This window comes from Frigoribacterium sp. Leaf186 (genome assembly GCF_001423905.1).
Classification (GTDB): domain Bacteria; phylum Actinomycetota; class Actinomycetes; order Actinomycetales; family Microbacteriaceae; genus Frigoribacterium.
In genome coordinates, this window is sequence record NZ_LMPQ01000012.1 from 372,791 (window position 1) to 392,822 (window position 20,032).

The following is a 20,032-nucleotide window of genomic DNA, read 5'->3' on the forward strand; positions in this document are numbered from 1 at the left end:
GTCAGCTCGCCCGGTAGGCGTCGTACATCGTCGGGGCCTGGACCGTCGGCAGGGCGCGGACCCCCTGGACGGCCGAGCGCACGAGGTAGTGGTTCTGCTGATCGTAGAGCGGCAGCACATGCCACCCCTCGAGGATGGCCTGCTGTGCCTGCTGGTAGAGGTCGGCCCGTTCGTCGGCGTCGCTCGTCTCGGAGGCGCGGGTCAGCAGGTCGTCGAGGGTCGGGTCGTCGGTCTGCGACAGGTTGGCGAAGTAGCCGCTCGGAGCCGGGGTGATGCCGGCGCTGTCGTAGAGGATGCGGAGGACGTCGGGCCCGACCTTCGTGTACGGCGCGCTGACCAGGTCGTACTCGTTCGCGGCGAGGGCCCCGTACCAGCTCGACAGGTCGAGGGGTTCGAGGGTGACGTCGAAGCCGAGGTCCTTCGCCCCGGCCTGCACCTGCTCGAACAGGGACTGTTCGGCGGGGATCGACTGGTTCGTGCTGACCGGGAACGTCGCGGCGAGGCGCACGCCGTCCTTGGTGCGGTAGCCGTCCGCGTCGCGCGTCGTCCACCCGGCCTGGTCGAGCAGGTCGTTCGCGGCGTCGGCGTCGACGTCGAAGAGCGACTCGTCCGAGAAGGCCAGGGGCTCGACGCTCGACAGCGGGCTGTACGACCGGTCGGCCGTGCCGAAGAAGAGCGAGTCGATGCCGGAGTCGACGTCAACGCCGCGGATGAACGCCTCGCGGACCGTCGGATCGTCGAACGGTGCCTTGCCGGCGTTGAGCTCGATGCGGTTGGAGGCGCCGGGACGCGGGGCGTCGATCTCGTCGAGGGAGTCGTCCTTCGCCGCGGCGACGAGGGTGTCGGGCTGCGCGTTGTCGATCACGTCGACCTGGCCGGCCTGGAGGGCGGCGTAGCGGGAGGCCGAGTCGGGGATGAAGCGCCAGACGATCTCGTCGAGGTAGGCCGGGCCCTGGTGCCCGGCGTCGGCCGGGGGAGAGGTGTAGTCGTCGTTCCGGGTGAGCACGACCTGTTGCTGCTTCGTCCACGAGTCGACGACGAACGGCCCCGTGCCGACCGGCGACTCGCAGTTGACCTCCTGCGTGCGGGTCAGGGCCTCGGGGGACTCCATGGCGAGCCACGGCTGCGACAGCGACTCGAGCAGGGCGCTGTCGGGTGCGCTGAGGTCGAAGCGGGCCGTCCGGTCGTCGACCGCCTCGACGCCCGTGACCTTGCCGAGGGCGAGGTACCCCGTCGACGACAGGGTCGTGGGGTCTTGCAGGTGGGCGACGTTGGCGGCCACCGCGGCGGCGTCGAACGGGGTGCCGTCGGTGAAGGTGACGCCCTGCTTCAGCGTGAAGGTCCAGCTGAGGCCGTCGTCGCCCTCCTGCCACGAGTCGGCGAGCCACGGCACGACGTCGCCGTTCGCGTCCTTCGAGACGAGCGATTCGAGGTACTGGGTCGACACGAGGGCCTGGGGGTAGTTGCCGCCGACGTGCGGGTCGAGGCACGTGGGCTCGGCGTCGCCCGACGCGTAGGTGAGCGTGCCGCCCGAGACCGGGGCGGACGAGGCGTCGGGTTCGCCGCCGTTGGTGCACCCGGCGAGCACGAGGCTCGCGACGGCGGTGGCGGCGATCAAGGCGGGCAGGCGACTGCGCATGGGGCTCCGGGCGTGAGGGGGCGGTGCGGGGGGAGGGGGAGGTCGGGAGCGGTCGGCCGGGCCGACCAGGGAGTCGGCATTGCTGGACCGGGTGCAACAAGTGCGCCGTCAAGTCTAGCGGCATGATGGTCTCCATGTCCGATGGCCCTGGTCCGACCCGCCCGAGGCGTCCCGTCGGACGACCCCGACGGTCGTCCGCCGAGATGTTGGCCGACGCCGCCGCCGAACTCTTCCTCGAGAACGGTTACGCCCGCACGACGGTCGACGACATCGCCCGCAGGGCCGGCGTCAGCCGGGGCACCTTCTTCAACTACTTCGAGGCGAAGTCCGACCTGTTCTGGCTCGATCTCGACGAGAGCCTGGCCGGCCTCGACGAGCTGCTGCGCGCCTCCTCGTCTCTCTCTCCGGTGCGCGCCGTCGAGGCGGCGCTCGTGGCGCTCGCCGAGGCGCACGACCCCGAGCGGGTGCCCTGGGCGCTGACCCAGTCCGAGGCCATGGCACTGGGGGACGATCTCGTCGCGTCCGCGGCGGTCCGCTTCGTCCGGCAGCAGGCGGTCGTCGCGTCGTACGTCGCCGAGCGCACGGGCCGCGACCGGCCGGACCTCTCGGCCCAGGTTGTCGGGTCGACCCTCGTCGCCGCGGCGTCTGCGGCCGTCGCGACGTGGGCCAGGGCCGGGGTGTCGCGGGGCGGACTGGGGCCCGTCGTGGCGGCGGCCGTCGGGCCCGTCGCCGACGGGCTGGCGGCCCGGGAGGCGCGCTCGGCCTAGACGGTCGTCGTCGGCGAGGTCGACGGGGACGTGGGCGAGAGGACGTCGACGAGCTCGGCGCGCTTGGGGAAGACCCACTTGTTCATGGCCCAGTACCGGAACACCATGGCGAGCAGGGTGCCGATGATCGGCCCGCTGACGAAGTCGGCGATCTCTTGCGTGGCGAGCGAGACGTTCGGGACCTCGAGGCCGAGGCCGTAGCGCGACACGTAGGCGGGGGCCGAGTTGATCGCGACGCCGACGACGCTCACGATCACGAAGAGCAGCATCTCGTGCGCCGTGTGACGTTCGCCCCGATCGTCGAACGACCACTTCTTGTTCATCCAGTACGAGAAGACCGTCGCGACGATGATGCCGACGGCAAGGGCCGTGACGGGGTGCTGGGGGATGACGAACAGCTTGAGCCCGTAGTTGATCACCATGGTGATCACGAAGCCGACGCCCCCGACGACGAGGAACCTCGCCGCGGAGGGATGCTCTCTCACGAGCTTGATGACTGCATGCACTGCACCACGCTAACCGAGGCAGGTCGCGAATGGCTGACAAAGGCCTGCCGAAGGGCCGGAGTTCACCCCCGAGAGGGGGTCGGCGTCACCCGCGACGCCGATGCGGGCGTCAGGCTCGGCTCGTCCGGCGTGGAGAGGGTGAGCACGGCTTCTTCGACGGCGTCGTGGTCTTCGAGCTCCCGCTCGACCCGGCGGAGCGCCACGGCGACGTGCTCCTCGCGGTCGTTGCCCGTCATGTCGACCGCGGCGACCAGGTAGAGCCTGCCGGGGCCCACGAACTCGGTGTGCAGGTACGTCACGCGAGCGATCTCGGGGCGGGTCAGGAGGCGCTCGAGGACGGTCGACTCGAGTTCGTCCGACGGGCTCTCGCCGACGAGGAACCTGCGGTTGCGGTCGACCAGCACGAGGGCCACGACGCCGAGCAGCACGCCGACCGCGATCGACCCGATCGCGTCGAACACCGCCGACCCGGTGACCTGGTGCAGGAAGATGCCGAGGAACGCGATGAGCAGTCCGACGAGGGCGGCCGCGTCCTCGGCGAAGACGGCCCGCAGGGTCGAGTTCGAGCTGCGCAGGACGAAGCGGAGGGTCGGGGTGCGCCGCTCGCGGGCCGAACCCCTGGCCTGTCGGAAGGCCTGCAGGAAGGACGTGCCCTCGAGGGCGAACGCGATCGCGAGCACGACGTAGTTGATCAGGTAGTTCTCGGCCTCTTCGTCGGCGGTGAGCTGCGAGATGCCGTGCTGGATCGAGACGACGGCGCCGACGGTGAACAGGCCGAAGGCCGCGAACATCGACCAGACGTAGGTCTCCTTGCCGTAGCCCAACGGGTGGGCGTCGTCCCGGCGCTTGACGCCGCGCTTGTCGGCGATGAAGAGGAAGACCTCGTTGCCCGTGTCCGCCCACGAGTGCGCCGACTCGGCGACCATCGAGGCCGACCCCGTCAGGAACGCGGCGACCGTCTTGGCGACGGCGATCAACAGGTTGGCGAGGAACGCCACGATCACGGTGACCGTGCTCTCGGGCTTGGCCGGCGACGCGGACGGGGTGGAGGACATGGCCTCGATCCTGCTCCTCGGGACGGCCTCGCGCCTCCTCGGCTCTGACGGTAGGATCGAGCACGCATCGATCCGGCCATCACCGGGGAGCACCCGGAAGAAAGCGACCGGCGGGCCACGGCCCGGTGGTCGTCGGTAGAACCGGGCGGGGCAGGCCCGTCACAGCCGGAGCAGAGCGGTCACGGTCGCCGTCCGAGAGGGCGGGGGCGGTGGCAAGCGGGGTGGTACCGCGCCCCCGGGTCACGCACCCGGACGGCGTCCTCGTGGTCAGAAGGTCCCTCGGCCAGTGCAGCGGGGGCGACCCACCGCACGACCTGGAGAACCGATGACCTACCCCAAGGGTTCCGACGCCACCGGCGTTCCCGCCTCGCCGCGATTCCCCGAGATCGAGACCGGCGTGCTCGCCTTCTGGAAGCACGACGACACCTTCGCCGAGTCGATCCGTGCCCGCGAGGGGTGCACCGAGTGGGTCTTCTACGACGGCCCGCCCTTCGCCAACGGCCTGCCGCACTACGGCCACCTGCTGACCGGCTACGCGAAGGACGTCTTCCCCCGGTACCAGACGATGCGCGGCAAGCAGGTGCACCGACGCTTCGGCTGGGACACCCACGGGCTGCCCGCCGAACTCGAGGCCATGCGCCAGCTCGGCCTGACCGAGAAGCACGAGATCGTCGACATGGGCATCGACGTGTTCAACGCCGCCGCGCGTCGCTCGGTGCTGCAGTACACCGACGAGTGGCAGCGGTACGTCACCCGCCAGGCCCGCTGGGTCGACTTCGAGAACGACTACAAGACCCTCGACGTCGACTACATGGAGAGCGTCGTCTGGGCCTTCAAGCAGTTGCACGAGAAGGGCCTCGCCTACGAGGGCTTCCGGGTCCTGCCCTACTGCTGGCACGACCAGACCCCCCTGTCGACCCACGAGCTGCGCATGGACGACGACGTCTACAAGATGCGTCAGGACCAGACCGTCACCGTGGCGTTCCCGCTGGTCGGGGCGAAGGCCGAGGCGCTCGGCCTGACGGGCGTCGAGGCACTCGCCTGGACCACCACCCCCTGGACCCTGCCGACCAACCTGGCGCTCGCCGTGGGCCCGGGCATCGAGTACGTCGCCGTGCCGCACGCCCTGCTGCCCGGTGAGCGCACCGGCGACCAGGAGCTGCTGACCGGCAGCGTGTTCCTGCTCGCGGCCGACACGCTCGCCGCCTACGCCCGCGACCTCGGCTACGACTCGCCCGAGGCCGCCGAGGCCGCGGTGACGGCGACCGTCACCGGGGCCGAGCTCGAGGGCGTCGAGTACGACCGCATCTGGGACGTCTACGCCGACACCGAGGCCTGGGGCACCGAGAACGCCTGGCGCGTGCTCGTCGCCGACTACGTGGCCACGGGCGAGGGCACCGGCATCGTCCACCAGGCCCCCGCCTACGGTGAGGACGACCAGCTGGTCTGCGCGGCCGCCGGCATCCCCGTGATCGTCTCGGTCGACGACGGCGGGCGCTTCCTGCCGATGTTCGACGAGCTGGGCGTCGCCGGCGTGCAGGTGTTCGACGCCAACAAGACCCTCGTGCAGCGCCTGCGAGCCGACGGCCGCCTGGTGCGCCTCGCCAGCTACGAGCACAGCTACCCGCACTGCTGGCGCTGCCGCAACCCGCTGATCTACAAGGCGGTGTCGAGCTGGTTCGTGCGCGTCACCGAGTTCCGCGACCGCATGGTCGACCTCAACCAGCAGGTCAACTGGGTGCCCGACAACGTGAAGGACGGCCAGTTCGGCAAGTGGCTGGCCGGCGCCCGCGACTGGTCGATCTCGCGCAACCGCTTCTGGGGTTCGCCCATCCCGGTGTGGAAGAGCGACGACCCCGCCCACCCGCGCGTCGACGTCTACGGGTCGCTCGCCGAGATGGAGGCCGACTTCGGCCGCCTGCCGACGAACGCCGAGGGTGAGCCCGACCTGCACCGCCCCTTCATCGACGAGCTGACGCGCCCGAACCCGGACGACCCGACGGGGCGGAGCACCATGCGCCGCATCGAGGACGTCCTCGACGTCTGGTTCGACAGCGGGTCGATGCCGTTCGCTCAGGTGCACTACCCGTTCGAGAACGAGCAGTGGTTCGACGAGCACAGCCCCGCCGACTTCATCGTCGAGTACATCGGTCAGACCCGCGGCTGGTTCTACACGCTGCACACCCTGTCGACCGCGCTGTTCGACCGTCCGGCCTTCTCGAACGTCGTCAGCCACGGCATCGTGCTCGGCTCCGACGGCCAGAAGATGTCGAAGAGCCTGCGCAACTACCCCGACGTCAGCGAGGTCTTCGACCGCGACGGCGCCGACGCCATGCGCTGGTTCCTCATGTCGAGCTCGGTGATCCGCGGGGGCAACCTCGTCGTCACCGAAGAGGGCATCCGCGAGGGCGTCCGGCAGTTCCTGCTGCCGCTCTGGAGCACCTGGTACTTCTTCTCGCTCTACGCCAACGCCGCCCCGGGAGGCGCGGGTCGCCACGCTGCCGCGGGGTACGACGCGCAGTGGCGAACCGACTCGAGCGACGTCCTCGACCGCTACCTGCTCGCGAAGACGCGCCTCCTGGTCACCGACGTGCAGGCGGCGCTGGACGCCCTCGACACGCCCCTCGCCACGGCGACGCTGCGCGACTTCGCCGACGTGCTGACCAACTGGTACGTCCGTCGGTCGCGGGACCGCTTCTGGTCGGGGGACGACCCCGACGCCTTCGACACGTTGTTCACGGTGCTCGAGACCCTCACCCGGGTCGCCGCCCCGCTCGCCCCGCTCGTCGCGGACGAGGTCTACAAGGGCCTCACCGGGGGGCGTTCGGTCCACCTGACCGACTGGCCGGACGCCTCGGCGTTCCCCGCCGACGACGCCCTCGTCGACGCGATGGACGCCGTGCGTGCCGTCGCGTCGAGCGGGCTCGCGTTGCGCAAGGCCCAGGGCCTGCGCGTGCGACTGCCCCTGGCAAAGCTCACGGTGGTCACGCCCGACCCGGCCGGGCTCGAGGCCTTCGCCGACATCGTCCGCGACGAGCTGAACGTCAAGCAGGTCGTCGTGACCCGCCTGACCGAGGAGAGCCTCGGCGAGTACGGGGTCACCCGCAAGCTCACCGTCAACGCGCGCGCCGCCGGTCCGCGCATCGGCAAGCAGGTGCAGCAGGTCATCCCCGCGGCCAAGAAAGGCGACTGGCAGCCCGCGGGCGAGAACGTCGTCGTCGGCGGCGTCGAGCTGTTGCCGGGCGAGTTCAGCCTCGAACTCGCCGTCGCCGACGCGTCGAGCGCCCTGTCGTTCGTCGGTGACGGCGGCTTCGTGCTGCTCGACACCGCGACGACGCCCGAGCTCGAGGCCGAGGGGTTGGCGCGAGACGTCGTCCGGGCCGTCCAGCAGGCCCGCAAGGTCGCCGACCTCGACGTGTCCGACCGCATCGCGACCACGCTGACGACCGACGCCGCGGCGGCCGAGGCCGTCGAGGCCCACCGCGAGCTGATCTCGCGAGAGACCCTGACCACCGAGCTGACCGTCGACGTCCGCGAGGGCGTGGGCGAGCGGCCCGACAAGACCGTCGTCGGATCGGGCCCCGGCTCGGCCGTCGTCGTGGAGGTGCGACGCGCATGACCCCGAAGAGAGACGACCGGGCCGCCGACGAGGGCGACGAGTACGCCGAGGGCGCCCGTCGCGTCCACGACGAGCTGCTCGCCCGCATCGGCGAGCAGGCGCCGCAGCCGCGACTGGAGCCCACCCGGCGGGCCGTCGAGCTGCTCGGCGACCCCCAGCGGGCGTACCCCGTGATCCACCTCACGGGCACGAACGGCAAGACCTCGACCAGCCGCATGATCGAGAGCATCCTGCGGGCGCACGGTCTGCGAACGGGGCTCATGACGAGCCCGCACCTGGTGCGCCTGAACGAACGCATCGTCGTCGACGGCGAGCCGATCAGCGACGAGCGACTGGTCGCCAACTGGGACGACATCCAGCCCTACCTGACGATGGTCGACACCGACCTCGAGGCTTCGGGTGAGCCGACGCTGACCTTCTTCGAGGCCCTGACGGTGCTGGCGTTCGCGTGCTTCGCCGACGCCCCCGCCGACGTCGTCGTGCTCGAGGTCGGCATGGGCGGCGAGTGGGACAGCACCAACGTCGCCGACGGTCAGGTCGCGGTCTTCACCCCGATCGCCCTCGACCACCAGAACCGGCTGGGATCGACCGTGGCCGAGATCGCCCGGACGAAGGCCGGCATCGTCAAGCCGACGGCGGCCGTGGTGTCGGCCTCGCAGACCCCGGAGGCGCTGGCCGAGATCGAGCGCGCCGTCGAGCTGAGCGAGGGGTCGTTGAGCGTCGAGGGCACGGCCTTCGGCGTCGAGTCGACGACCGTCGCCGTCGGCGGACAGGTCGTGACGATCCGCGGGCTCGCGGGCCGTTACGACGACCTGCTGCTGCCGCAGTTCGGTGACCACCAGGCCCAGAACGCGGCCGTCGCCGTCGCCGCGGTCGAGTCCTTCCTCGGCGGCGGGGCGCAGCCGCTCGACCACGAGGTCCTCGCCGAGGGCCTCGCGAGCGCGACCTCGCCCGGACGCCTGCAGATCGTGGCCAACGAGCCGACCATCCTCGTCGACGCCGCGCACAACCCGCACGGCGCGCGCGCCCTCGCCAAGGCGCTCGACGACTACTTCCAGTTCGGGGGCGTCGTCGCGGTGCTCGGCGTGCTCGCCGACAAGGACGCCGCGGGCATCGTCCGTGCCCTGGCGCCGACCGTCACCCAGTTCGTCGTGACCAGCTCGCAGTCCGACCGGTCGATCGACGCCGACGAGCTCGCGGCCATCGCGGTGGGCGTCGTCGGGGCCGACCGCGTCGTGGTCGAGACGGACCTCGTGGCCGCCCTCCGCACCGCCCGCGACCTGGCCGACGAGGTCGAGGGAGACGAGCCCGGCGGCATCGTCGTGACGGGGTCCATCACGCTGGTCGGCGACGTCATCGCGTTGTCGCAGCAGCCCGGGGGCCTCTCGTGACCACCGCAGCGCCCGCGGGTGCCGGGCCGGCCGGTCGGCCCCCACGCCGCCGCCGGGGTGCGGTCGAGAGCCTGCTCTCGATCGTGCTGGTGCTCGAGGCGATGACCCTGTTCTTCGTCACGCTCGTCGTGTTCGGGCGGCAGCTGCTGCCCGCCGGCGTGGCCTGGGGCTGCGGCCTCGGTGCCATCGTGCTGACGCTGCTGATCTCGCAGACACTGCGCTGGCGCTGGGGCGTCGCCCTGGGCTGGCTCGTGCAGCTCGGCCTCGTGGCGTGCGGGTTCCTCGACCCGGTCATGTTCGTCGTGGCCGCCCTGTTCGTCGCCATCTGGACCTACTGCCTCGTCAAGGGCACGCAGCTCGACCGCCTGAACGCGGCCAGGCTGCGCGAGACGCCCGGCGACGCGGCCTGACCGCGCCTACCACCAGCCCGCCGGGCGCCCCGCCCGCGAGCCATCAGCCACCCACCGAAAGAGGAGCAATGTCCGATCTCGAAGAAACCCTCGTCCTCGTCAAGCCCGACGGCGTCGCCCGCGGCCTGACCGGCGAGATCCTGCGCCGCATCGAGGCCAAGGGGTACTCGCTCGTCGACGTCCGCCTCGTGCAGGCCGACCGCGACCTGCTCGCGAAGCACTACGAAGAACACGTCGGCAAGCCCTTCTACGAGCCGCTCGTCGAGTTCATGCAGAGCGGTCCGACCGTCGCGCTGCGCATCGCCGGCGACTCCGTGATCGCGGGCTTCCGCTCGCTGGCCGGCACGACCGACCCGACGACCGCCGCCCCCGGCACGATCCGCGGCGACCTCGGCCGCGACTGGGGCCTCAAGGTGCAGCAGAACCTCGTCCACGGCAGCGACAGCCCCGAGAGCGCCGCGCGCGAGCTCGCCCTCTGGTTCTGAACCGGCCGTGACCGACCGAGCCCGCGCCTCCTGAGTCGATCAGGAGGCGCGGGCTCGGTCGTGGGCGCCGGTCGCGCGCTCAGGGGGTCGGCGTCGCCGTCGACCCCTCGGTCTCGCCGGTGCTGGTGTCACCGGTCGACTGGCCACCCTGGACCTCGGCGACGAACTGGGCGAAGGCGCTCGCGTCGGTCAGCGAGCCCTGGTACTGCTGACCGTTCACGAGGACGAGCGGGGTGCTCGACAGCTTGGCCAGCGACGAGTTCGGGATCGGGTCGTTGAGGGCCCGCTGGGTGGCCGAGGCGACCCAGTCCTCGAAGTCGCCGCCGGTGATGCACGAGGCGATCTGGTCGTCGGTCGCGCCGGCGCCCTGCACCAGGGTGACGAGTTCGTCGTTCGTCAGGCCGCGCGTGTTCTCTTCGGGCTGCTGGGCGAACAGGGCGGTGTTGACGTCGAGGGCCTTGTCGGGCTCGTAGTTTGCCACGCAGGCGAAGGCGTTGGCGGCGCGGGTCGAGTAGCGGCTGCCCTGCGAGGCGTTGTCGAGGAACCCGATGGGGTGGATCGCCAGCGTGGCGGCACCGCTCGAGACGGCCTCTTCGAGCTGGGCCGCGTTCGTCGTGTCGAACTGGCCGCAGTACGGGCACATGTAGTCGAGGTACACCACGATCGAGGGGACGTCGCCCGAGGCGCTGGGGGCGGGCGTCGGGGTCGCGTCGGCGGCGAGGGCGCCGCTCGGCACGGCCGTGACCGCCCCGTTCGACCCCTCGAGCACCAGGCCGTCGCTCGCCATGTTGGCGGGCCCGGGGCCGGCCGGCTTGATCGACTGCGAGATGACGAGCCCCACGATCGCGAGCACCGCGACGACTCCGACGACGAGGCCGCCCTGGACGAGCCACTTGTTGCGCCGGCGACGCCGCGCCTCGGCCTCGCGGGTGATGCGGGCCTTCTCTCGGGCCGCCTCGCGGCGTTCTCTCTTGGTGGCGGGGGAGTCGCTGGGTGGAGTCATCAGTCCTCGTCGTGGTCCGGGGGTCGTCCGACCAGGGTGTCGAGGTCGTCCTTGATTTCGCTGAGAACGGCCTGGGTGCGACGTGCGTCCGATGCCGGGTGGGGGCGCGGGACGAGGGGAGGCGCGGCTCAGCCGAACAGCGTCGGCAGCAGCAGCGGGAACACCACGACGATGGTCGTGGCGACGACGATGTAGTTCAGCACCGGCAGCACCCACGAGTAGGGCAGGAACCTCGCCGCCGCCCGCTGCAGCCCGCCCTCGCCGACGGTCACGCCCCGGGCGGCCGCCCACACCGTGAAGACCCAGAAGAGCGGGATGGTGAAGAGCCAGACGAGCATGCACCACGGGCAGAGGGCGCCGATGACGAAGACCGTCTGGGTGAACAGCCAGGTGACGAAGACCCAGGCGAGCAGCAGTCCGGCGTTGAACGCCCACCAGAACCAGCGCGCGAAGCGGGCGCCGGCGAGCAGCCCCAGGCCCACGGCGACGGGAGCGGCGAAGCCGACCAGGCCGAGGATGGGGTTCGGGAACCCGAAGAGCGACGCCTGCCAGCTGTTGATCACCGGCGAGCAGCCCACGAACGGGTTGACGTCGCAGCCGAGCGCCGCGCCCGGGTTCTCGAGCAGCCGGAACTTGTCGACCGTCAGGGCGAAGGCGCCGAGCAGGCCGCCGAGACCCGCGACGATCAGCAGCACGGCCGCGACGAACGGGGTGCGGCCGGTGGGCAGGGTCCGGGCCCGAGGCGTCTCGACGGTCACGGTCAGCAGTATCTCACGGGCCGTCTCGACCTCGGCTTGACCCCGCGTGGCCCCGGGCGTGCGATAATCGTCCCAGTCGTGGGGCCCAGGCCCCGAGATCCAGGCTTACCGGGCAGTGCCGGCCGCCGTCGTCGCGCGAGAGATCGTCGTGTCGACCAGGTCGAGCGGAAACCGGGCCAGAGCGCAGGCGCTCATCGTCGGATGGCCAGTTCCGAACCAGCAATGCGACACGAAGAACAGCACGTCGACGAACGACATCGAGGGCGACGACCGCAGGTCGGTCGACACCCGGGTGACCGAACGTGACGTGTCCGACAAGGCGCGCTGTGAGAGGGCGCGGTGGCCAGGTGCAGGTGCGACGTCACCGCCAGGCCACGACACGAGAATTCCTGCCGACGGCATGGCCTCGGCGGGGCGAGGAGCGCACCGCAAGTGGTGAACGACAACACAGACAACGACGGACGTCCGAAGAAGAGAAGGGGATTGTTCGCAGGCCTCAGGGCCCGCCAGGCGGCGGTCGACGCCGCCCCGGCGACGGCCCCCGACGCGCAGCGACGAGAACTCCCCCCACCCGTCCGGACGACAGACGACGCCCAGGAGGCATCACCCGTGACCCACGAGACCGTGACCACCGACGAGCAGGTCGCGGCCCAGGCCCCGACCACCGACCACGGCGCCACCGACGCCGTCGCCGAGGCGTTCGTCGCCGCGGCGGCCGCACCGGCCCCGACCGACGTGTCGGCCACCGACGAGTCGTCGTCGCCGATCCCGGCGAACCTGACGACGACGTCGCTGATCTTCCACGCCCCCGAGATCGCCGTCCTCCCGGCTCGACCCGGTCGCCGCCGACAGGACGACCGCGACGACCGGTACGACCGCGACGACCGCGACGACCGGTACGACCGCGACGACTCGTGGGACGACGACCGCGAGGGCGACGACGACGAGCGCGACGACCGCGAGCAGCAGCCCGCCTCGCGACGTCGTCAGCGCGGCCGCTCGCAGGACCGCGAAGAGCGCGACTCCGAGCCCCGGGGCCGGGACCGCGACCGTGCGCCGCGTCAGGCCGAGCTCATCACCGAGCCGCAGCGCATCAAGGGCTCCACGCGCCTCGAGGCGAAGAAGCAGCGCCGCCGCGACGGTCGTGACGCCGGTCGCCGCCGCACCGTCATCACCGAGGCCGAGTTCCTCGCCCGCCGCGAGAGCGTCGATCGCAAGATGATCGTCCGCTCGTCGGGCGACCGCATCGAGATCGGCGTCATGGAAGACGGCACCCTCGCCGAGCACTACGTCGCCAAGGCCCAGAACGTCTCGCTCATCGGCAACGTGTACCTCGGTCGCGTGCAGAACGTGCTGCCCAGCATGGAGGCCGCCTTCGTCGACATCGGACGCGGCCGCAACGCCGTCCTCTACTCGGGCGAGGTCGACTGGGACTCCCTGTCGAACGGCAACCAGCCGCGCCGCATCGAGCTGGCCCTCAAGCCCGGCGACCGCGTGCTCGTCCAGGTCACGAAAGACCCGGTCGGTCACAAGGGTGCCCGCCTGACGAGCCAGATCTCGCTGCCGGGCCGGTACCTCGTCTACGTGCCCAACGGGTCGATGAACGGCATCAGTCGCAAGCTGCCCGACACCGAGCGGGCGCGCCTGAAGAAGATCCTCAAAGAGGCCCTGCCCGAGAACACCGGCGTCATCGTGCGCACCGCGGCCGAGGGCGCCACCGAAGAACAGCTGACCCTCGACGTCAAGCGCCTGACCAACCAGTGGGCCGACATCGAGAAGAAGGTCGCCGCCGGCAACGCCCCCAACCAGCTGCACTCCGAGCCCGACCTGTTGATCAAGATCGTCCGCGACGTCTTCAACGAGGACTTCCACGAGATGGTCATCGACGGCGACGAGGCGTTCGAGACGCTGCAGTCGTACCTTTCGGCCGTCGCGCCCGACCTCATGGACCGCGTCAAGCGCTACGAGGGCGACAAGGACGCGTTCGACGAGTACCGCCTGAACGAGCAGATCGAGAAGGCGCTCGACCGCAAGGTCTGGCTGCCCTCCGGCGGCTCGCTCGTCATCGACCGCACCGAGGCCATGACGGTCGTCGACGTCAACACGGGCAAGTTCGTCGGATCGGGCGGCAACCTCGAAGAGACCGTCACCAAGAACAACCTCGAGGCGGCCGAAGAGATCGTCCGCCAGCTGCGCCTGCGCGACATCGGCGGCATCATCGTCGTCGACTTCATCGACATGGTGCTCGAGTCGAACCGCGACCTCGTCCTGCGCCGCCTGGTCGAGTGCCTCAGCCGCGACCGCACCAAGCACCAGGTCGCCGAGGTCACCTCGCTCGGCCTCGTCCAGATGACGCGCAAGAAGCTGGGCCTCGGCCTGGCCGAGTCGTTCTCCGAGGCGGGCAGCGCGGCACGGGTCCAAGAGCAGCAGCCCCGCAAGGGCGGCCAGCAGGGCGACCGTCGACGCGGCGGTCAGGCCGGCGGACCGGGCAAGTCGGGCGGCAACGGCCACAACACCGGTTCGGGCGCAGGCACGGGCCCCCAGTCCGGCCGGGGTGGTCCCACCTCGCCGACCGGCGGGTCGCACCCCACGACCGGCACCCACGCCATCACCGACGACGTGAAGAACGCGCTCTCGCGCATCGCGGCGAGCACCATCGCGCACGCCGAAGAGGGCGGCGCGAAAGACGGTGACGCGGCCACCCAGGCCGCCGCCGCGGTCGAAGCCGCCATCGACGCCGCCGCCGCGGGTGCGGCGAAGGCCGAGCCGGCCGTCGAGGCCGGCGGCGACGCGGGCGACGAGGGTCGACGCGGTCGCTCGGGTCGCAAGGGCCGCCGCGGCGGGTCCCGCGCCCAGCGCGACGCCGGCGACGCGACCGGCGAGCAGACCTCTGCCGAAGCGGCGGGTGCCGACGCGTCCGAGGCCGACTCCGGCGCGGCCGTCGTCGAGGTCCCTGCGGTGGCCCCGGCCGAGCGTCCGGCTCCGGCCGAGCGCCCCGCCCCGGCGGCAGCCGAGGCCGCGCCCGTCGCCGAGCCCACGGAGGCGCGGGTCGAGAAGACCACGGAGCGTCGCCGCTCGTCCGCCACGGTCTCGACCCCGGACGCGACGGTCGCGATCCTCGACATCCCCGTCGCGACCACCCGTCGCGAGCCGCGTCGCATCAGCAGCCAGGACGCCGAGCAGCTGCTCGACTCGGTGCTGGGTGCGCTGCCCGAGCCGAAGCAGCCCGGTCAGGGGCGTTCGCGCTCGCGCCGCGCCTCCAGCCAGGGCACGACGGCGGCGGCGGCTCCGGCCGAGCCGACGACGGCCGGCGAGTCCGGCCCGTTCATCCTCGGCGTGGGGGTCAGCTCCGACGATCTGTGAGTCGTCTAGGGTGACTTCGTGACCCTGACCCAGCCCGGAACCACGACCCTTCGGTCGAGGCTCCGGGCTGTGTCCGTCGCGGTGTCGGGGCCCGAGGGGCGTGAGCGCCTGCTTTCGGCGGGCACGGCCCTCGTGGTGGTGTTGATCGCCCGCTTCGCCCTGGGGCTCGTCGCCCTCGTCGGCTCCGCGGTCGGGTTCTCGGTGACGGCGTTCCCCAGTGGTTTCGTCGCGACGCCCGTCGGGCAGTTCCTCGGCAGCTTCGCGTTCTACCCCTTCCCGTTCTACGTGGCCTCGTTCGTGGTGCTCGTCGCCGTGCGTCCGCTGACGCCGCGCTCCGACCTGCGCACGGTCGTGCGCCACGCGACGGTGGCCGGCGTCGTCGGCACGGTCGCCCTGGCGGTCGTCGGCGTCGTCCCGGGCATCGTGCTCTCGATCAGCGGCGGCACGTGGGTCAACCTGGCGCTCTACCTGACCACCATCCCGCTGTCGGCGGGCATCGTCGACACCGCCCTGCTCGTGGCCGGTGCGGTCCTCGCGCGGCTCTGGCTCGGCGGAGGCGAGGGCGACGAGGTCTGGTCGGTGACACCCGGAGCTCGCGCGGACGACGCCACGGTGGACGACGCGACCGACGCGGACGACGACACCGCGCCTCCCGCCTTCGACGACCCCCGGCCCGCCCGGGTCGTCCCGGCGACGGGCCACGGGCCCGCACGCCCGGTCGAACCGCCCGAGCGCCCCGTCGTCCCGGCCCACCCGGCCCCCGCACCCGACGACTGGTCGCGGTTCGCCCCGCCGGCCCCGTCGCGCGAGGACGACCGGTGAGCGCTCCCGTCCGGGAGCACGTCGAGCACGCCGGGCACGGGACGGGCCGTCGCGCGCGCCGGGCCCCGTCTCCCGTGCCCCTGCTCGTCGCCGGGGGACTGGTGCTCGCGGTGCTCGTGGCCGTCCGGCTCGCCTCGCCGCTGCTCGGCCCGGGTCTGCTGCCGAACGCCCTGCAGGACTTCGTCACGCTCACGATCAGCGTCATCGTCGAGTCGATGCCGTTCGTGCTGCTCGGCATCGTGCTGTCGATCATCGTCCAGGAGTGGCTGCCGCAGGCGTTCTTCTCGTCGTGGCTGCCGAAGCGCGGCCTGCCGCGACGGGCTGTCATCTCGTTCCTCGGCATGTTCCTGCCGGTGTGCGAGTGCGGCAACGTGCCCCTCGCGCGCGGCCTCGTCCTCAAGGGCTTCACGGTCTCGGAGTCGATGACGTTCTTGCTCGCGGCGCCCATCCTCAACCCGATCACGATCATCACGACGCACCAGGCCTTCGGCTGGGGCGACGGCATCTTGGTGGCGCGGTTGATCGGCGGGTTCGTCATCGCGAACCTCATCGGTTGGCTGTTCAGCAAGCACCCGAACCAGGAGAGCCTGCTCACGCCGTCGTTCGCGGCCGAGTGCCGGGTCGACGACGGGCACGGGCACGGCCGTGGGCGCTCCGCCAAGAGCGTCGACCTGTTCCGCCGCGAGATGTCGACCATGATGCCCGCGCTCTTCGTCGGTGCCGCCGTCGCCGGTGCGATCCAGACCGTCGTGCCGCGGTCCGTGCTCGTGACCCTCGGCACCAATCCGGTGTGGTCGGTGCTGGCGATGATGGTGCTGGCCTTCGTCATCTCGATCTGCTCGAACGTCGACGCGTTCTTCGTGCTGCCGTTCGCGTCCACTTTCATGCCCGGCGGCATCGCCGCCTTCCTCGTCTTCGGCCCGATCATCGACGTCAAGATGCTCGCCCTGCTGCGGACGACCTACACGCCCAAGGTGCTCGGGCAGGTCACCCTCGTGGTGGCCCTCACGAGTGCCGCGATCGGACTGGTGGTCAACTATGTCGCCTAGCCCCGCCCACGGCCCCTGGCGCCGACTGCTCGACCGGTGGCAGGGGGTGCTGCTGACGCTCGTCGTCGGCGTCGCCACCCTCTGGCTCGCCGCGACCGGGCAGCTCGTGCTGTACATCCACCCCCGCTACGACGTCTTCACGGTCGTGATGATCGTGGTCGGCATGGCGTTGTCGCTGGCCACGCTCGCGTTCTCACCCGCCCGGGCCGACGACGTCCAGGACCACGACCACGACGACCACGACGGGCACGGCCACGACGCCCGCCTCGACGCGGCGACGGTGCCCGCGGTCGAGGACGGCCTGCGGCCTCGGCGACGGCGTCCGTTGACCGTCGGCCTCCGACGCGTCGCCTTCTCGGCCGGCGTCGTCGTCACCGCGGGCGTGGCGATCGCCGTCGTCGCCCTGCCCCCAGCGACCCTCACCAGCGCCACGGCCGGCCAGCGAGACGTGAACTCGTCGACCGCCGCGCTCGACCGGACGAGCGTGGCGGACGCGACCGGCGCCTCCTCGGACGCCTACCGGTCGTTCAGCGTCCTCGACTGGGCCGGTCTCTTGCGACAGACGACCGACCTCGCCTTCTACCAGGGCAAGACCGCCGACGTCGTCGGGTTCGTGACGCCGTCGGACACCGACCCCGACGACGTGTTCTACGTGTCGCGCTTCGTCGTCACCTGCTGCGCCGTCGACGCCCAGCCGGTCGGCGTGCCGGTGTACCTGCCGGGGTGGCAGGACCAGGTCGCCGCCGACGACTGGGTCGAGGTCACGGGCGGCTTCGACACGAACCGCAGCAGTTCGAGTCAGGACCCCATCGCCCTCGTGCCCGACGACGTCACCACCGTGGGACAGCCCAGTGACCCGTACCTCTACTGAGGGCGGGCGGGGCCGGGGTGCGACGGGCGGGGCGACGCCGGACCCGTTCGCCTCGGACCCGGTGTTCCTGACCGAACAGGACGCCCGCGACGCGCAGGCGCGCTGGCGCACCCGCTGGATCGCCGTCGTCACGGTGCTCGCGGTGGTCTGCACCGCCTTCGTCGGGCTGACGTACTTCCAGGGGCCGAGGGTGAGCGACACCCAGGTCGACGCGTCGGCGACCGTCGAGCGCCCGGGCCAGCAGCTGCGGGTGTTCGCCAACCAGGCCGTCTCGCACGTCGACGCGTCGCAGGTCGTCGTCTCGCCGGCGGCCCCGTTCACGGTGCAGACCTCCGGCGACGTCGTCGCCGTGACCTTCACCGACCGGCTCGACTACGACACGGACTACCGGGTCACCGTCGACGGCGTCTCGAGCGTCTACCAGCGCCAGACCTCGACCCTGGAGGCGCGGTTCAGCACGCCCCCGGCGACGCTGTACCGGCTCGTGCGAGGCACGGGCGGAGCGGACGACCGCATCGAGCGGGCCGGGCTGCGGGGTTCGGACCGCGAGACGGTGTGGTCGGCTCCGCGCATCCAGGCCTTCGAGGTCTTCGACTCGGCCGTCGCGGTGGTCACCGACGACGGGGCCCAGAGCGTCCTCAGCCTCGTGTCGCTCGACGGCGCAGCGGTCGAGACGCTGCCGGTGCCCGAGCAGCCGGGGTTGATCACGCGCTTCGCGGCCGACGGGGCGACCACGACGCTGGCCTTCTCGTTCCGGCCGACGGGTTCCGACGTCGAGACCCTGTACACGCTGCCCCTGCAGGGAGCGCGCACGGTGACGCCGGTGCTCTCGCTCGCCGGTCAGCCCGTCGAGCCGACCGACTGGGCGTTCGTGCCGGGCGAGGACGACGTCGTCGTGCAGGCCGTCGACGACTCGGTCAGCGTGATCGACCTCTCGGGGGTCGACCCCGTCCGGCCGCTCGGCACCTACTCGCTGCTGCAGGGCGTCTCGCTCGACGGGACGACCCTGATCGCCGCGTCGAGCCTCGCGTCGATGGTGGTCGACCTCACCACGGGCGACGAGCATCCCCGCGCACCTGCCCCGGTCGACGGCGTCCTGCCGTTCGCCGGGCCGCTGGTGGCCCTCGACGCCGACCACGTCGTGCAGCAGGTGTCGGTGCCGTCGGACGACGGCCTGACGTACCGCACGCTCGTCGTGGCCGACGACGGTGCCACGTCGCGGACGCTCTGGCAGCCGCCCAGCGCGACGGGCGTGATCGAGGGCTTCGGCGTTTCGCCCAACGGTCAGTACCTCGCGGTCGAGTCCGTCGGCGCGGCGACGGCCCCGACCGACTACTCGTACACGATCGACCCGGTGGCCGACGGGGTGACGACGACGATCGTCGACGTCGCCTCGGGGGCGGTGGTGGCCAGCTACGACGGGTTCGACACCGCCTGGTGACCGGCGACGTGAGCCCGTCAGGTCGCGAGGTGCCCGAGCGTCAGGCCGACAGGCCCCGCTTCACGCGTTGCGGGACCCGCAGGCCGCTGCGTTCGAGGCGCCGGGCGAGTTCGAGGCCGGGGACGGCGACGGCGCCCCCGTCGATCAGGTCGGCCCGTCGCGACTCGGGCACGTCGTAGTGGTCGTGGTCGAAGCCGCGCCGGGGGATGCCGTGGCGCGCGGCGAACTCGTGCAGCTCGTCGTACGAGGCGTCGCTGACCAGGTGCGCCCAGAGGGTGTCGTGGGCGGGCCACACGGCGTCGTCGATCAGGATCACGCCCTGGATGCTAGTCGTCGCCGGCCGTCGGGGTCGCGGGTGCCCGCGGGCGGGGCGGGCGACGCGTTGACGCTCTCGGCAGCCCCCTGTACGATGGGCGGTTGGTGCGCGCCGACCCGAGGTCGCTCTGCGCCGTGCACCCCCAACTCTTAAGGAACAGTCATGGTCTACGCAGTCGTGCGCGCCGGTGGTCGTCAGGAGAAGGTCGAGGTCGGCACGATCGTCACCCTCGACCGCCTGAAGGCCGCCGAGGGCGACTCCATCACCCTCCCCGTCGTGCTGCACGTCGACGGTGACACCGTCACCTCGGCGGCCGACGCCCTGGCGTCGGTCACCGTGACGGCGGAGGTCCTGAACGACCTGCGCGGCCCGAAGATCGTCATCCAGAACTACAAGAACAAGACCGGGTACAAGCGTCGCATGGGCTTCCGTGCCGACCTCACCCGCGTCAAGATCACCTCGATCAACTGAGCTAGGGGCTGAGAACACATGGCACACAAAAAGGGCGCATCGTCCACCCGCAACGGTCGTGACTCG

General features: G+C 71.6%; 18 protein-coding genes. 11 read left to right on the forward strand and 7 right to left on the reverse strand.

Annotated features, from left to right (window positions below):
* Position 1 precedes the first annotated feature (1 nt).
* Positions 2–1,639 (reverse strand): ABC transporter substrate-binding protein, encoded by a 1,638-nt coding sequence (locus ASG05_RS14850; protein WP_056262543.1) that lies wholly within the window; start codon positions 1,637–1,639, stop codon positions 2–4.
* Positions 1,640–1,842: 203 nt separating this feature from the next.
* Here ASG05_RS14850 and ASG05_RS14855 point away from each other — a divergent pair, with 203 nt between their 5' ends.
* Positions 1,843–2,406, forward strand: a complete 564-nt coding sequence (locus ASG05_RS14855) for a TetR/AcrR family transcriptional regulator (RefSeq protein ID WP_056262546.1) — start codon at positions 1,843–1,845, stop codon at positions 2,404–2,406.
* Here ASG05_RS14855 and ASG05_RS14860 read toward each other — a convergent pair.
* Together ASG05_RS14860 and ASG05_RS14865 are read right to left on the reverse strand one after the other, a co-directional pair.
* A complete protein-coding gene (locus tag ASG05_RS14860) occupies positions 2,403–2,912 on the reverse strand; it encodes a GtrA family protein (protein WP_056262550.1) in 510 nt (169 codons plus the stop codon). The genes ASG05_RS14855 and ASG05_RS14860 overlap by 4 nt on opposite strands.
* 62 nt (positions 2,913–2,974) lie before the next feature.
* Positions 2,975–3,967 carry a cation diffusion facilitator family transporter gene (locus ASG05_RS14865; protein WP_056262553.1) on the reverse strand — a complete coding sequence of 331 codons (993 nt, stop codon included), beginning with the start codon at positions 3,965–3,967 and terminating at the stop codon, positions 2,975–2,977.
* Between the two features lie 325 nt (positions 3,968–4,292).
* Between ASG05_RS14865 and ileS the strand changes: the two genes are divergently transcribed.
* From ileS to ndk, 4 genes are all read left to right on the forward strand, one after another.
* Positions 4,293–7,586, forward strand: coding sequence for an isoleucine--tRNA ligase (ileS, locus tag ASG05_RS14870; protein WP_056262557.1), 3,294 nt, complete (start codon positions 4,293–4,295; stop codon positions 7,584–7,586).
* Positions 7,583–8,977 carry a folylpolyglutamate synthase/dihydrofolate synthase family protein gene (locus ASG05_RS14875; RefSeq protein ID WP_056262561.1) on the forward strand — a complete coding sequence of 465 codons (1,395 nt, stop codon included), beginning with the start codon at positions 7,583–7,585 and terminating at the stop codon, positions 8,975–8,977. The genes ileS and ASG05_RS14875 overlap by 4 nt, the downstream gene beginning before the upstream one ends.
* A complete protein-coding gene (locus tag ASG05_RS14880; RefSeq protein WP_056262564.1) occupies positions 8,974–9,387 on the forward strand; it encodes a DUF4233 domain-containing protein in 414 nt (137 codons plus the stop codon). Before ASG05_RS14875 ends, ASG05_RS14880 begins: the two co-directional genes overlap by 4 nt.
* A 68-nt stretch (positions 9,388–9,455) precedes the next feature.
* A complete protein-coding gene (ndk, locus tag ASG05_RS14885) occupies positions 9,456–9,872 on the forward strand; it encodes a nucleoside-diphosphate kinase (RefSeq protein WP_056262567.1) in 417 nt (138 codons plus the stop codon).
* A 79-nt stretch (positions 9,873–9,951) separates the two neighbouring features.
* Here the strand turns inward: ndk and ASG05_RS14890 are convergent, their stop codons facing one another.
* From ASG05_RS14890 to ASG05_RS14900, 3 genes are all read right to left on the reverse strand, one after another.
* The gene (locus ASG05_RS14890; RefSeq protein ID WP_056262571.1) at positions 9,952–10,875 is read right to left on the reverse strand and encodes a thioredoxin domain-containing protein; all 924 of its coding nucleotides are present in this window, start codon (positions 10,873–10,875) and stop codon (positions 9,952–9,954) included.
* Between the two features lie 128 nt (positions 10,876–11,003).
* On the reverse strand, positions 11,004–11,633 hold the full coding sequence (locus ASG05_RS14895) for a vitamin K epoxide reductase family protein (RefSeq protein ID WP_235491537.1): 630 nt from the start codon (positions 11,631–11,633) through the stop codon (positions 11,004–11,006).
* Positions 11,634–11,738: 105 nt separating this feature from the next.
* The gene (locus ASG05_RS14900; protein ID WP_056262575.1) at positions 11,739–11,921 is read right to left on the reverse strand and encodes a hypothetical protein; all 183 of its coding nucleotides are present in this window, start codon (positions 11,919–11,921) and stop codon (positions 11,739–11,741) included.
* Between the two features lie 321 nt (positions 11,922–12,242).
* Between ASG05_RS14900 and ASG05_RS14905 the strand changes: the two genes are divergently transcribed.
* From ASG05_RS14905 to ASG05_RS14925, 5 genes are all read left to right on the forward strand, one after another.
* A complete protein-coding gene (locus ASG05_RS14905) occupies positions 12,243–14,996 on the forward strand; it encodes an Rne/Rng family ribonuclease (protein WP_369814061.1) in 2,754 nt (917 codons plus the stop codon).
* 69 nt (positions 14,997–15,065) lie between these two features.
* Positions 15,066–15,818 (forward strand): hypothetical protein, encoded by a 753-nt coding sequence (locus tag ASG05_RS14910; RefSeq protein ID WP_056262579.1) that lies wholly within the window; start codon positions 15,066–15,068, stop codon positions 15,816–15,818.
* Complete coding sequence (locus tag ASG05_RS14915; RefSeq protein ID WP_056262582.1) at positions 15,815–16,867, forward strand: permease; 1,053 nt, start codon at positions 15,815–15,817, stop codon at positions 16,865–16,867. The genes ASG05_RS14910 and ASG05_RS14915 overlap by 4 nt, the downstream gene beginning before the upstream one ends.
* Positions 16,857–17,738: a TIGR03943 family protein gene (locus tag ASG05_RS14920; protein WP_082486849.1), complete on the forward strand. Its 882-nt coding sequence runs from the start codon at positions 16,857–16,859 to the stop codon at positions 17,736–17,738. Before ASG05_RS14915 ends, ASG05_RS14920 begins: the two co-directional genes overlap by 11 nt.
* A gap of 61 nt (positions 17,739–17,799) precedes the next feature.
* Positions 17,800–19,179 (forward strand): hypothetical protein, encoded by a 1,380-nt coding sequence (locus tag ASG05_RS14925; RefSeq protein WP_056262591.1) that lies wholly within the window; start codon positions 17,800–17,802, stop codon positions 19,177–19,179.
* Between the two features lie 40 nt (positions 19,180–19,219).
* Here the strand turns inward: ASG05_RS14925 and ASG05_RS14930 are convergent, their stop codons facing one another.
* Complete coding sequence (locus tag ASG05_RS14930; protein ID WP_056262595.1) at positions 19,220–19,495, reverse strand: DUF4031 domain-containing protein; 276 nt, start codon at positions 19,493–19,495, stop codon at positions 19,220–19,222.
* A gap of 162 nt (positions 19,496–19,657) precedes the next feature.
* On the opposite strand from ASG05_RS14930, the gene rplU reads away from it, so the two are divergent.
* Entirely contained in the window at positions 19,658–19,966 is a 309-nt protein-coding gene (gene rplU / locus ASG05_RS14935; protein ID WP_056262597.1) for a 50S ribosomal protein L21, read from the forward strand.
* The last annotated feature ends 66 nt before the right edge of the window (positions 19,967–20,032 follow it).

What these genes read in the sequence shown, in the direction of transcription:
- ASG05_RS14850 (WP_056262543.1), bottom strand. Translation starts at nt 1,639, where the DNA reads ATGCGCAGTCGCCTGCCCGCCTTGATCGCCGCCACCGCCGTCGCGAGC.
- ASG05_RS14855 (WP_056262546.1), top strand. Translation starts at nt 1,843, where the DNA reads ATGTTGGCCGACGCCGCCGCCGAACTCTTCCTCGAGAACGGTTACGCC.
- ASG05_RS14865 (WP_056262553.1), bottom strand. Translation starts at nt 3,967, where the DNA reads ATGTCCTCCACCCCGTCCGCGTCGCCGGCCAAGCCCGAGAGCACGGTC.
- ileS (WP_056262557.1), top strand. Translation starts at nt 4,293, where the DNA reads ATGACCTACCCCAAGGGTTCCGACGCCACCGGCGTTCCCGCCTCGCCG.
- ASG05_RS14875 (WP_056262561.1), top strand. Translation starts at nt 7,583, where the DNA reads ATGACCCCGAAGAGAGACGACCGGGCCGCCGACGAGGGCGACGAGTAC.
- ndk (WP_056262567.1), top strand. Translation starts at nt 9,456, where the DNA reads ATGTCCGATCTCGAAGAAACCCTCGTCCTCGTCAAGCCCGACGGCGTC.
- ASG05_RS14890 (WP_056262571.1), bottom strand. Translation starts at nt 10,875, where the DNA reads ATGACTCCACCCAGCGACTCCCCCGCCACCAAGAGAGAACGCCGCGAG.
- ASG05_RS14920 (WP_082486849.1), top strand. Translation starts at nt 16,857, where the DNA reads ATGTCGCCTAGCCCCGCCCACGGCCCCTGGCGCCGACTGCTCGACCGG.
- rplU (WP_056262597.1), top strand. Translation starts at nt 19,658, where the DNA reads ATGGTCTACGCAGTCGTGCGCGCCGGTGGTCGTCAGGAGAAGGTCGAG.